The organism is Devosia oryziradicis (assembly GCF_016698645.1).
Taxonomy (GTDB): domain Bacteria; phylum Pseudomonadota; class Alphaproteobacteria; order Rhizobiales; family Devosiaceae; genus Devosia; species Devosia oryziradicis.
The window spans coordinates 411,734-424,193 of record NZ_CP068047.1; the positions used below are offsets into that span (position 1 = coordinate 411,734).

Below are 12,460 nucleotides of genomic sequence, written 5' to 3' on the forward strand. Positions count from 1 at the left end.
TAAAGCTAGCGCCAGCCCAAGGCCGGCGCCACCAGCTTCAAAATGCTTTCGATCACATGGGCGTTGTAGGCGACGCCGAGCTGGTTGGGCACGGTCAGCAGCAAGGTATCGGCTTCGGCGATGGCCTCGTCGGCGGCCAGTTCCTTGATCAGGGTTTCGGGCTCGGCGGCATAGCCGCGGCCGAACACGGCGCGCTTTTCCGGCTCGATATAGCCGAAACTGTCCTCCTCGCGGCCGCCGCCACCGAAATAGGCGCGATCCATGTCATTGACCAAGGCGAAGATCGAGCGGCTGACCGAGACGCGGGGCTCCCTGGTGTGGCCGGCCTCCTTCCAGGCGGCGCGATAGGCGCGGATCTGTTCGGCCTGCTGGATGTGGAACGGCTTGCCGCTCTCGTCGAATTTGAGGGTCGAGCTCTGCAGGTTCATGCCCAGCTTGGCCGCCCAGACTGCCGTCGCATCGGTGGCGGCACCCCACCAGATGCGCTCGCGCAGCCCTGGTGAGTGTGGTTCGAGCCGCAACAGGCCGGGCGGATTGGGGAACATGGGACGTGGATTGGGCTGCGCGAAGCCGTGGCCCTTGAGCACTTCAAGCAGCACTTCGGTCTGCTCGCGCGCCATGTCCGCATCGGTCTTGCCATCCGCCGGGGCGTAGCCGAAATAGCGATAGCCATCGATGACCTGCTCGGGCGAGCCGCGGCTGATGCCCAGTTGCAGGCGGCCGCCCGCAATCAGATCGGCAGCGCCGGCATCCTCGGCCATGTAGAGCGGGTTTTCATAGCGCATGTCGATGACGGCGGTGCCGATCTCGATCTTTTGCGTCTTGGCGCCGATGGCTGATAGCAGCGGGAAGGGCGAAGCCAGCTGGCGCGCAAAGTGATGCACGCGGAAATAGGCGCCATCGGCCCCCAGTTCTTCGGCTGCAACCGCCAGGTCTATGGACTGCAGCAGCGCATCGCCGGCGCTGCGCGTGCCCGACTGCGGCGAAGGCGACCAGTGGCCGAAGGAAAGAAAGCCGATCTTTTTCATGATGCTGCTCTGAAACTGGAGGTGGCCGAATGCCACCGACAAGACTTAGTCGCCGTGTACCGCACTCGCAACCGGGACCTTGGTTCGGTTTGGCTGAACAGTCTGTACGGTCCTTTAAGCGATCACGAACCGGTCAGGCGACTTCAGTCCCATTTGCGTCAGCATTATTGACCTTTCGAGCAGGCGCGGAGTCTGCCCATGAGAAAGGAATTGCCATGCCAGATCATCAGCTCGCCCGCCGCCAGGTCCTCGTTGGGGGTGCCAGCATCCTGGCCCTGGCCCTGGCAGGTTGCGCCTCCACCGCGGCGCCGCGCCACACCGTGGGTGGGAGCGCGGCTGCCGACAATGACACGGCTTCGGTGCCAGCGCATGTGGCGGCCATGTATGGGGCCATCGAAGACGACCGCTTTCCCATTCGCGCCTCCCGCATCGCCCTGGTACCGCCCCAGTTCTGGCGGCAGGAGGTTGCCGATCCGACCGGCGAAGCGCCAGGCACTGTCGTGATCAGCACCCATGACCGGATGCTCTATCACGTGCATGCAAACGGCACCGCGACACGTTATGGCGTGGGCATCGGCGCAGCAGGGTTCGAGTGGTCGGGCCGGGCCCACATCGCCTATAAGCGCGCATGGCCAACCTGGACGCCGCCATCCGACATGATCGCCCGCCACCCGGAGCTGGAGCGCTATCGCCACGGCATGGAGCCGGGTCCGGACAATCCGATGGGTCCGCGCGCGCTCTATATCCACCAGGGCAATACCGACACGCTCTACCGCATCCACGCAATCCGGACGAACGCACCATCGGCCAAGCCGTATCGAGCGGCTGCGTGCGCATGCTTCCCCAGGATGTGATCCACCTGCATGACGCGGTCCGCAGCGGCTCCACGCTCGTGGTGATCTGAGCTCAGTCCGCGCGCGGCAAGCCGGTGGGGTGAATGACTTCGGTCACGTGCTCGAGTGTCCAGTCCAAGGCGGCGAGCGCCCAGGCCTCGCCCTCGTGCTTGCCGCGCGCCTTTGCCCAACGCGCTCGTCCGGCCTGCCGGCTCGGCAGGACGGCCGCGACCAGTCCCAGCGTACAGGAAGCATGACCATAGGCGCTGCAGAACACTGCCAGCCGATGCCGCTGCTGCTCCGCCGAGAAATCGGGATCGGCCAGATCGAGCCAGGCCCAGGCGCTGTAGGACAGATCCCAAAGCCGGCTGCCCGGCGTCACCGTGTCAAAGTCGATCAATGCATAGGGCATCGCATCGCGGAACGCCGTATTGGCAGGCGTCCAGGCAGATCACCTCGGCGCCGGCCCCCCGCACGACGGCCATGCCCTCAGTAGCGTCATGGAAACGGCGCAGGAGCCGCGCCGCCGCGATCAACTGATCGTCCGTGAACCCGGACGCGTCGTGCGGCAGGTCACTGGGAAGGAACGACAGGGTTTCGCGCCCTTCGTCATCGAGCCCGAGAAACCGCAGTGCCGCATAGAAGCCCACCGATTCGAGGTGCTGCAGGACCGAATGACTTAGCCGCCGGTCCCACGCCATGGTCCGCCGCACCGTGTCGCCGATGCGCACGACGCGATTGACCTGTCCGCCCACCAGTTCAACCTCGTCGCGGTCCATAGCTCCTCCGACGCCTTGCTGCGGACGACACCGCCCAGGACTGCGCGCCGTCAGACGTCCAGATTGCTCACGCTCAGCGCATTGTCCTGGATGAAGTCGCGGCGGGGTTCGACCAGGTCGCCCATCAGCGAGGTAAAGATCTGGTCGGCCTCGTCGGTCTGGTCGATCTCGACCTTGAGCAGGGTGCGGGCATTGGGATCGAGCGTGGTTTCCCAGAGCTGGGAAGCATTCATTTCGCCCAGGCCCTTGTAGCGCTGCAGCGAGACGCCCTTGCGGCCAGCATCGGTCACTGCCTTGAACAGGCTCGAGGGGCCGTAGATGTTGATGATCTCGCCCTTGCGGGTCAGCGTGGGCACGCCGCCATAGATTTCGTCGAGCCGATCGGCCAGCTGCCGCAGCTTGCGGGCGTCGGCGCTCTGCAACAGGGCCTTGTCGAGCAGGTGGCGCTCGGTCACGCCGCGCACGGTGCGCGAGAAAGCCAACTCATCGGCATCGGTGATCTCGCCGCTCCATCCCTGTTCCCACTCGTCGGAAATACGGTCGAGCCGATTGCCAACGCGTGTGAGCACCTCGCCCATCTTGTCAGCATCAGCCAGACCATCAGGGTCGAGCCCGCCGACAATGGCGGCCTGTTCGACCAGGTTGCGGTTGTAGCGCGTATTGAGATTGTCGATAGCGGCGACGATGCTGCGCGCCTGCTGCACGATGCCCTGCAGGTCCGCCCCGGCATGCTGGCGGCCATCACGCGTCGTGAAGACGGCGTCCTCGAGCCCGGCATCGATCAGGTAGTCGTTAAGCGCGTCCTCATCCTTGAGATACTGCTCGGACTTGCCGCGCATGGCTTTGTAGAGCGGCGGCTGGGCGATGTAGATATGGCCGCGCTCGATCAGCTCGGGCGTCTGCCGGTAGAAGAAGGTGAGCAGCAGCGTGCGGATATGGGCGCCGTCCACGTCGGCGTCGGTCATGATGATGATCTTGTGGTAGCGCAGCTTGTCGGCGTTGAACTCCTCGCGGCCGATGCCCGTACCCAGGGCCGTAATCAACGTGCCGACCTGCTCGGAGCTGATCATGCGATCGAAGCGGGCGCGCTCGACATTGAGGATCTTGCCACGCAGCGGCAGCACGGCCTGGTTGGAGCGATCGCGTCCCTGCTTGGCCGAACCACCGGCCGAGTCGCCCTCGACGATGAAGATTTCGGACTTGGCCGGATCGCGCTCCTGGCAATCGGCAAGCTTACCGGGCAGGGACGAGATTTCGAGCGCCCCCTTGCGGCGGGTCAGTTCGCGCGCCTTGCGCGCAGCCTCGCGCGCGGCGGCGGCTTCGGCCACCTTGCCCACGATGATCCTGGCCTCGTTGGGATGCTCCTCGAACCACTGGCCGAGCTTGTCGTTGACGATGTTCTCGACCACGGGCCGGACTTCGGACGAAACCAGCTTGTCCTTGGTCTGCGAGCTGAACTTGGGGTCGGGCACCTTGACCGAGAGTACGCAGGTCAGGCCTTCGCGCGTGTCGTCACCGGTCAGCGTCACCTTCTCCTTCTTGGCAATGCCAGAACTTTCGGCATAGCCCACCACCTGGCGCGTCAGCGCACCGCGCAGGCCGGCAAGGTGCGTGCCACCGTCGCGCTGGGGGATGTTGTTGGTGAAGCAGAGCACGTTTTCGTGGTAGCTGTCGTTCCATTGCAGCGCCACTTCGACGGTGATGCCGTCCTTTTCCGAAATCATCGTGATCGGCTTGTCGACCACCGAGACCTTGGACTTGTCCAGGTACTGCACGAAGGCCTCGAGCCCACCCTCGTAGAACAGTTCGGTTTCCACCACTTCGGGATGGCGCAGGTCGCGCAGGATGATGCGCACGCCCGAATTGAGGAAGGCCAGTTCGCGCAGGCGATGCTCGAGCGTCTTGTAGTCGAACTCGACCATGGTGAAGGTTTCGGTCGAGGGCAGGAAGGTGACCTCGGTGCCCGAGCGCCCCTGGTAGGTTCCAGGCTGCTTGTTCTGTTCGTAGGTGCCGACCTGCTTGAGCGGCGCGACGGCATCGCCATGGGCAAATTCCATTTCGTGGATTTCGCCGTCGCGGTTGATGCGCAGCCTGAGCCAGACCGAGAGCGCATTGACCACCGAAACGCCCACGCCATGCAGGCCGCCGGAAACCTTGTAGCTGTTCTGGTCGAACTTACCGCCGGCATGCAGCTGGGTCATGATGACCTCGGCCGCCGAGACCCCCTCCTCGGCATGGATGCCGGTGGGAATGCCGCGGCCATTGTCGATGACCGAGCAGGAGCCATCGGCATTGAGCGTCACGGTCACCAGGTCGGCATGGCCGGCCAGCGCCTCGTCGATGGCATTGTCGACAACCTCGTAGACCATGTGATGCAGGCCCGACCCGTCATCGGTGTCGCCGATATACATGCCCGGGCGCTTGCGCACCGCATCGAGCCCCTTGAGCACCTTGATGCTGTCGGCGCCATATTCGTTCGGGACGGGATTTTCGCTATCGGTCATGGGGTCCGAATCAATGATTTTTCGAATGGTTTTGTTCTAGCGGAACGGGGGTCTATCCCCAAGCAAAATGGCCGTTTGATGGGCGTTTGCGGGGGATTGACGCTAGTCCCTGGCGAGCCGCCCTTCGCGCACCGTTATCATCTGCGCGCGCTCACCCAGCGCCTCGAACAGCAGCCTGTCCGTACCGGTGAGGAAGCACTGCGTGCCCAGTCCGTCGAGAGCCGCAAACAGGGCGCGCCGGCGGTCGGGATCGAGATGGGCCGCGATTTCGTCGAGCAGCAGGAAGGGCGTGATCGTGGTCCGTAGCCGCACCAGGCGTGCATGCGCCAGGATCAGGCCGATGAGGAGGGCTTTCTGTTCGCCGGTCGACCCCAGCGCGGCCGGCATGGCCTTCTGCGCGTAGGTGACTTCGAGATCGACGCGGTGTGGTCCTGATATGGTGCGTCCGGCGGCCCGATCAACCCCGCGCGAGCCGCGCCACGCCTCGATCAGCGCCGCTTCGAGCGCCGCCGAGGAGGCCGGCTCTCCGCCATGCTCGAAAAGCGGCGTCAGCGCCAGATGGGCGGAAGGAAAGCTCTCGTCATCCAGGCTCTGCTCGATCAGCGCCTGCAAGTGGTGGAGGCTGTCCGTGCGCGCCAGGTGGATCGAGGCGCCAAGCTCGGCCATCTGCGCCTCGATGGCATTGAGCCAGGCCGGGTCGCCATTGTCCTCGAGCAGGCGATTGCGCTGGCGCATGGCCTTTTCGTAATCGCCCACCGAGGCCGAATGGGAGGGGATCAGCGTCGTCACCAGCCGGTCGAGGAAGCGTCGGCGGTCGCCAGCAGGTCCAGAGAACAGGCCATCCATCGCAGGCGTCAGCCAGAGCACGCGCAGATAGTCGCTCATGGCCTCGATGGAGCGGGCATTGGCGCCGTTGATACGCACACGCCGGCCGCCCTCAGGCGCGGCGCCGGTGCCGATATCGGCGGGGCCGTCGTCGGTGTCCACCGTGGCCGCCACCGCCCAGCCGATGTCCGAGCCATGGGCCTGCAGCGTCTCGAAGCTGGCGCCGCGCAAGCCACGGCCAGGCGACAGTACCGAAATGGCTTCCAGCAGGTTGGTCTTGCCCGAGCCATTGGGGCCGGTGAGGACGACATGGCGGGCATCGAGGTCAAGCGCCGCGGCATTGTAATTGCGGAAGGCGGTGAGCCGGATGCGGGAGAGGTGGCGGGTCATGTCGATCTGTCCACCACGCCTCCCCAACCACGGTCCGTCACGCTCGGGCTTGACCCGAGGGCGTTGCACTTGCTGACCTTGGTCAAGTGAAGAGCCCTCGGGTCAAGCCCGAGGGTGACGATCGAGTTCAGGTCGAGCAATGTCGCCCTTACACCCGCATCGGCATCAGCACATAGAGCGCGCGCGTCTCGCCGTCGTCCTTGACCAGCGTCGGCGAACCGGCGTCGTTGAACATGAAGACGGCGTTGTCGCTGCGGATCTGGCCGATAATGTCGAGCAGGTAGCGGGCGTTGAAGCCGATCTCGAAGCCGTCGGTATCGAACTCCACCGCCAGTTCTTCACTGGCAGTACCGTGGTCCGGATTGGTCACCGAAAGCTCGAGCAGGCCATCGCGGGCCTGGAGCTTGACGGCCTTGCCACCGCGGTCGGACGCGATGGTCGAGACGCGGTCGACGGCCGTGGCAAAGCTCGCCCGGTCGACATTCATCTGCTTGTCGTTGTTCTTGGGGGTCACCCGGTCGTAATCGGGGAAGGTGCCCTCGATGAGCTTGCTCAGCAGCACGACCGAACCGACGGTGAAGCGGATCTTGGTGTCGCTGACTTCCACCGTCACGTCGCCTTCGGCGCCGTCGAGCAGCTTCTGGACCTCGCCCACGGTCTTCTTGGGCACGATGATGCCGGGCATGCCCTTTGCGCCGGTGGGCGCCTCGATCTCCGCGCGGGCCATGCGGTGGCCGTCTGTGGCCACGGCGCGCAGCACCGTGCCGACATTGGAAACCTCGACGGTGTGGAAGTAGATGCCGTTGAGATAGTAGCGCGTCTCCTCGTTGGAGATGGCGAATTGGGTGCGCTCGATCAGCTCGCGCAGCGCGGCGGCCGGCATGGTGAATTCATGGCCGAACGAACCCGATTTCAGGTCGGGGAAGCTGTCGGGGCTGAGGCAGGCCAGGTTGAAGCGCGAGCGCCCGGAGGTGAGGACCATGTTCTCGCCGCCATCGGTCTCGAGGCGCACTTCGGCGCCATCGGCGAGCTTGCGGACGATTTCGTAGAGCGTGTGGGCGGGCACCGTCGTCGTGCCCGAGGTCGAGACCATGGCCGGAACGGCTTCGGTCACTTCGATATCGAGGTCGGTCGCCCGGAGCTCCACCTTGTCGTCGCCGGCCTTGAACAGCACATTGGCCAGGATGGGATAGGTGTTCCGCCGCTCGACCACCCGGTGCACATGGCTCAGCGACTTGAGCAGATGATTGCGTTCGAGCGTGACTTTCATGCGGCAACTTCCCTGGCACTACGCGGCTGCGCTTGGGCAGCAAAAAACCCCGGCAAGCCGGGGTTGGACATTTACAATTTGTGAACGGATTAGCAAGGGCGGGCGGCAATCTGCCGCCCGTTATTCCCTATTCTTCGAGCATGCGCTTGAGCAGTTCGATCTCCTGCGCCAGTTCGACATCGTCCTTGATCATCTGCTCCACCTTGCGCACCGAATGGAGCACGGTGGTGTGGTCGCGGCCGCCGAAGCGCCGGCCGATTTCGGGCAGCGAGCGCGAGGTCAGCGCCTTGGCCAGGAACATGGCGATCTGGCGCGGGCGCACCACGTCGCGCGACCGGCGCGCCGAGAGCAGTTCGTTGCGCGGCACCTTGTAGTGGCGCGAGACGATCTTGAGGATGTCCTCGATGCGGACGCGACGGGCCTCGCGCGACCGGATCAGGTCACCCAGGGTCTTTTCGGCCAGCGGCACGGTGATCAGTTCACCGGTCAGCTGGTTGGCGGCGACCAGGCGGTTGACCGCGCCATCGAGGTCGCGGCCATGGCTCACCACGGCGCGGGCGACATAGTCGATGACGGGGGCGGGGAAGTGCATGCCGTAGCGGGCGGCCGACTGCTCGGCGCGACGCTGCACGATGGCCTTGCGCAGATCGAGATCGAAGCCCGAGATCGGGACCACCAGACCCCCCGAAAGCCGCGAGCGAATGCGCTCGTCGAGCATTTCGAGATCGCGGGGCGGCGCATCGCCGGCCACGACCACCTGCTTGGCGCCGGTCAGGAGCGTCCCCAGCGTGTGTCCGAATTCGGTGGCCGACTTGCCCTGCAGGAACTGCATGTCGTCGATCAGCAGGAGGTCGACGCGGCGAAGCCAATCCTTGAAGCCGAGCGCGGACTGGCGCTGCACGGCGGCAATGAAATGGTACATGAAGTGGTCGGCCGTCAGATAGACGATGTTCTTGGTCGGATCGGCCTGCTGCACCTGGTGCGCGATGGCATTGAGCAGGTGCGACTTGCCCAGCCCGACGGTGGAATGGATATAGACCGGATTGAAGGTCACGGTGTTGTTGGTGACCGCCTGGGCGATCTGCTTGGCCACGCCCAGCGCCATTTCATTGGCGTCGCCGGGGACGAAGCTGTCGAAGGTCATGCGCGGATCGATGGCGCTGCCGGCCAGGGCATCGCCCTTGGCGGCGGAATTGTCGCGCACCAGGCGCGGCTGGGAGACCTGCTGGGCAACCGGAGCGACGATGGGGCTGGCCGCTTCGCTGGGGGCGACCGGCTCGGCGGCCACCGGGGTCAGACGCGGACGGGCCTGGCCGTTGACGCGCAGCGTCACCTGGATGCGCGACACCTCCTCGGCATCCTGGCGGAAGGCTTCCAGGATCCGGTCGGCATAGTTGGACTGCACCCATGAACAGAGGAAGCGGGTGGGGGCGCTCAGATGCACCACGTCCTCGACGATCTCCTCGAGCTCGAGGCGGGCAAACCAGGAGGCAAACACATCCTCGCCGACCGCGGCCTTGAGACGGGCGCGCACCCTGGTCCAGAGTTCGCGCTGGCCTTCGGAAGCGTCGGAGGAAATCATGACAGGTTTTTCGCCTTTGATCATCGGGAGTGAGGAAGAGGGATTGGTCTGGCTCCAATCGTCCCTTCCTGCGGTTACCTGTCGCATCATCGTGAATTGCCCCATTTCTGTTCGATCCGCCCGGCCCGCAAAGCTCGGACGGCGTTTGTCTGCCCTGATGTCGCCTGGTCGATGGAGGGAGATCCCCCGGCCATGGCTTCGCCGCCGGCGCCCGTTCGAGCGGACGCACTTTCTCGATCCGGTGCTTGCCACCGGCTTGAAAACCTAGTCTTGTCGTGAACCCGCCCCGGCTATGCCGAAGGGCTTTGATGAACCGCGACGGTCTCGATCGGACCGGCCGCTAACCTTGCTGCCAACACAACCTCTACCGAATAAAACTTCCCCGGCCTTGTGCCGAAAAGCTGAAACCCAAGCCCCGAATTTGACCCCGTCGACCGCGCCTGAACACTCGTTTCTGGTGTCCATTTTCCCGGCTGACGAGATTACTTTAGAGGGACGATTTTGGCCCCGCAACCGTGGAATCTGTAAAATGGGGGCTTGACTCCGAGGATGTCATTTTCGCCTTCCCAGCCCCGCCAAAGTCCCTCAAAGCAAGCGCCTGTGACTCAACGCAGATTCGAATCCTTAACCTCTACAACGGGGTAAAAATTTTATTTCCACGGCGCCCGGACTTTCCCGAAAAAGTCCGTAATGCCGCAAAGGGAAGAACCGCACCCTTGCTGCCAACACACTGGCGGCAAAGAGAAAAACCCAATATCGAGGATGCGGACTCACCTGTCACCGAAGCGTCACCGCGAAGACACGAAGCCGTCATCGCGGAAAACAATGCCCAACTACCATAAAAAGAAAAAGGGCTCCCGCGGGAGCCCGTATTCATCGTTCTGGCGTCGTCCTTGCAGACGGGGCGCCGGGCAGCGATCAGACGCTTAGCGCCTTGACGCGGCTGTTCAGGCGGCTGACCTTGCGGGCGGCCAGGTTGGCATGGACGATGCCCTTGGTCGCAGCGCGGTTGATCTCGGGCTCGGCAGCCTTGAGGGCAGCCATGGCAACAGCGTGATCGCCGGCAACGATGGCTTCCTCGACCTTGCGGATGAAGGTGCGCACGCGCGAACGACGCGACTTGTTGACCGCGGTACGGGCAGCGATCTTGCGGGTAGCCTTCTTGGCTGACGGCGTATTGGCCATAACGGTCCTCTTGGCGTCCAACCGGCCGTTTGCACGCGTGTCGCGCAGCAGGCGTCCGGGATGAAATGAAATCGGCGGCAAACGACAGCCGCCAAGTTGCGCGGTCTATAGGGGAAGTCAGGGGGAGCGTCAACTGGATTCAGGGGGGGGTGGGCACGCAGCCGCCGCAACCTCCGCGCGGCACCTCCTCCTCGACGGGGGAGGTTGGGAGGGGGTGTCGAGAGCCCGAATATCGGGGCCAAACCCCCAACCCTTGATCCCTCCCCGCAAGGGGGAGGGTGTCGACTGCAAATTCAAGGCGCCTTCTGGCACACCGGGCAGAAAAACGTCGACCGCCCCGACTGCACGATCCTCTCTACCGTCCCCTTGCACAGCGGCGTCGGGCAGGGCTCGCCTTCCCGGTCATAGACGGCAAAACGGTGCTGGAAATAGCCCGAGCCGCCTTCTGCGTTGCGGAAGTCGCGCAGGGTGGAGCCGCCCACCTCGATGGCTTCGACCAGCACCTGCCGCACCGCGTGGGCCAGGTCTTCCAGCGCCGCCTTGGGCTTTCCCCTCGCCGTTACCAGCGTGCCTGACAGGACCGTGGGGAGGATATGGCTGCGATGCAGCGCCTCGGCGACATAGATATTGCCCAGACCCGCGACGACGCGCTGGTCGAGGAGGGCAGCCTTGATCGGCGCCTTCTTGCCCTTGAAGGCAGCGGCCATTTCCTCGGCATTGAAGTCATTGCCCAGCGGCTCGGGACCGAGACCGGCAAGATAGGGGCTCTGGGCCACATCGGCATAGAGGTCGATGAAGCCGAAGCGACGCGGATCGGCATAGATCAGGTGGCTCTTGCCGTGCTCGGGATGGGAAATGTCCCACACCATGTGATCATGCTTGGGCTCGGTACCCGGCTCGTAATAGCGGGGCGGCTTGTCGATGCCGTGTTCGGCGAAGCGCCAAGAGCCGGTCATGCCCAGGTGGCTAAGCAGGGTCTTGCCGCTCGAGAGCAGGATCAGCAGGTACTTGGCGCGGCGGCCGACCGAGACAATGGTCTGCCCTTCCAGCGCCGGCTTGAGCCCCTCCGGAAAAGGGAAGCGGAGATCCTGGCGGTTGAGCGTCACCTTGTCGATACGCGCACCGACCAGCCAGGGCTCGAGGCCGCGGCGGACGGTTTCGACCTCGGGCAGTTCGGGCATGGTTGTCGCCTCTTTACCTGCGCGGCTTTGTGCCATGGCAAAGCCGGATTGGGTTGAATATGGTGCGCGCGATGCAAAACCGATCGCATCCATACAAAATGGACAGGGCCACCGCCATGACCGACGCGCAAGAGACCACGCATTTCGGCGAGAAAATCGTGGCCATGGATGCCAAGCAGGACATGGTCAATGCCGTGTTCCATGGCGTCGCCGACCGCTATGACCTGATGAACGACCTGATGAGCGCCGGCGTGCATCGCCTCTGGAAGGACGCCATGGTCCAGGAACTGGCGCCGCCCAAATCCGGCGCGCGGCCCTATCGGGTGCTCGACATGGCCGGGGGCACCGGCGATATCGCCGAGCGGATCATCAATGCCTCGGTGGGCTATGCCGAAGTCGTGGTCTCGGACATCAATTCGGACATGCTGCGGGTGGGGGCCGACCGGTCCAAGCGCTGGCGCTATCCGGCTCAGGCCAGTTTCGTCGAGGCCAATGCCGAAGAGCTGCCCTTCCCCGACAACAGCTTCGACGCCTATACGATCGCCTTCGGCATCCGCAACGTGCCGCGCATCCAGAAGGCGCTCAACGAAGCCCATCGCGTGCTCAAGCGCGGCGGCCGCATCCTGGTGCTGGAATTTTCGCAGGTCGACGTGCCGGGCTTCGACGCCGTCTACAAGCTCTATTCGGACCGCGTCATTCCACCGATGGGCAAGCTGGTGACGGGCGATGCGCAGCCCTACCAGTATTTCATCGAGTCGATCCGCAAATTCCCGGCGCCCCCCGCTTTCGAGGGCATGCTGGGCCAGGCCGGCTTCAAGCGCGTCAAGCACACCAGCATGACGGGCAATATCGCCACGCTGTTCTCCGGGTGGAAGATTTAGCC

Annotated in this window: 11 protein-coding genes and 1 pseudogene; 3 read left to right on the top strand and 9 right to left on the bottom strand. The window is 64.3% G+C overall.

What is annotated here, in order from left to right:
• Positions 1-5: 5 nt before the first annotated feature.
• Positions 6-1,028 (bottom strand): LLM class flavin-dependent oxidoreductase, encoded by a 1,023-nt coding sequence (locus tag JI749_RS01990; RefSeq protein WP_201658114.1) that lies wholly within the window; start codon positions 1,026-1,028, stop codon positions 6-8.
• A 521-nt stretch (positions 1,029-1,549) separates the two neighbouring features.
• Here JI749_RS01990 and JI749_RS17620 point away from each other — a divergent pair.
• Positions 1,550-1,684: pseudogene (locus JI749_RS17620) on the top strand (L,D-transpeptidase); the annotation flags it as partial.
• Entirely contained in the window at positions 1,657-1,932 is a 276-nt protein-coding gene (locus tag JI749_RS17625; RefSeq protein WP_407644919.1) for a L,D-transpeptidase, read from the top strand. The pseudogene JI749_RS17620 and the gene JI749_RS17625, both read left to right, overlap by 28 nt.
• Before the next feature lie 2 nt (positions 1,933-1,934).
• Here JI749_RS17625 and JI749_RS02000 read toward each other — a convergent pair whose 3' ends face one another.
• The 8 genes from JI749_RS02000 to mutM form a co-directional block, all read right to left on the bottom strand.
• Positions 1,935-2,261, bottom strand: a complete 327-nt coding sequence (locus tag JI749_RS02000; protein ID WP_201658117.1) for a hypothetical protein — start codon at positions 2,259-2,261, stop codon at positions 1,935-1,937.
• Positions 2,248-2,640 carry a hypothetical protein gene (locus tag JI749_RS02005; protein WP_201658120.1) on the bottom strand — a complete coding sequence of 131 codons (393 nt, stop codon included), beginning with the start codon at positions 2,638-2,640 and terminating at the stop codon, positions 2,248-2,250. Before JI749_RS02005 ends, JI749_RS02000 begins: the two co-directional genes overlap by 14 nt.
• A 50-nt stretch (positions 2,641-2,690) precedes the next feature.
• Positions 2,691-5,144: a DNA topoisomerase (ATP-hydrolyzing) subunit B gene (gyrB, locus tag JI749_RS02010; protein ID WP_201658124.1), complete on the bottom strand. Its 2,454-nt coding sequence runs from the start codon at positions 5,142-5,144 to the stop codon at positions 2,691-2,693.
• A 102-nt stretch (positions 5,145-5,246) separates the two neighbouring features.
• Positions 5,247-6,359: a DNA replication/repair protein RecF gene (recF, locus tag JI749_RS02015; RefSeq protein ID WP_201658127.1), complete on the bottom strand. Its 1,113-nt coding sequence runs from the start codon at positions 6,357-6,359 to the stop codon at positions 5,247-5,249.
• A gap of 148 nt (positions 6,360-6,507) precedes the next feature.
• Positions 6,508-7,629 (bottom strand): DNA polymerase III subunit beta, encoded by a 1,122-nt coding sequence (gene dnaN, locus JI749_RS02020; RefSeq protein ID WP_201658130.1) that lies wholly within the window; start codon positions 7,627-7,629, stop codon positions 6,508-6,510.
• Positions 7,630-7,756: 127 nt separating this feature from the next.
• Positions 7,757-9,211 carry a chromosomal replication initiator protein DnaA gene (dnaA, locus tag JI749_RS02025; RefSeq protein WP_201658133.1) on the bottom strand — a complete coding sequence of 485 codons (1,455 nt, stop codon included), beginning with the start codon at positions 9,209-9,211 and terminating at the stop codon, positions 7,757-7,759.
• A 918-nt stretch (positions 9,212-10,129) separates the two neighbouring features.
• Complete coding sequence (gene rpsT, locus JI749_RS02030; protein WP_201658136.1) at positions 10,130-10,396, bottom strand: 30S ribosomal protein S20; 267 nt, start codon at positions 10,394-10,396, stop codon at positions 10,130-10,132.
• Positions 10,397-10,689: 293 nt separating this feature from the next.
• Positions 10,690-11,577 (bottom strand): bifunctional DNA-formamidopyrimidine glycosylase/DNA-(apurinic or apyrimidinic site) lyase, encoded by an 888-nt coding sequence (gene mutM / locus JI749_RS02035; RefSeq protein WP_201658139.1) that lies wholly within the window; start codon positions 11,575-11,577, stop codon positions 10,690-10,692.
• A 116-nt stretch (positions 11,578-11,693) separates the two neighbouring features.
• On the opposite strand from mutM, the gene ubiE reads away from it, so the two are divergent.
• The gene (gene ubiE, locus JI749_RS02040; protein ID WP_201658142.1) at positions 11,694-12,458 is read left to right on the top strand and encodes a bifunctional demethylmenaquinone methyltransferase/2-methoxy-6-polyprenyl-1,4-benzoquinol methylase UbiE; all 765 of its coding nucleotides are present in this window, start codon (positions 11,694-11,696) and stop codon (positions 12,456-12,458) included.
• Positions 12,459-12,460 lie beyond the last annotated feature (2 nt).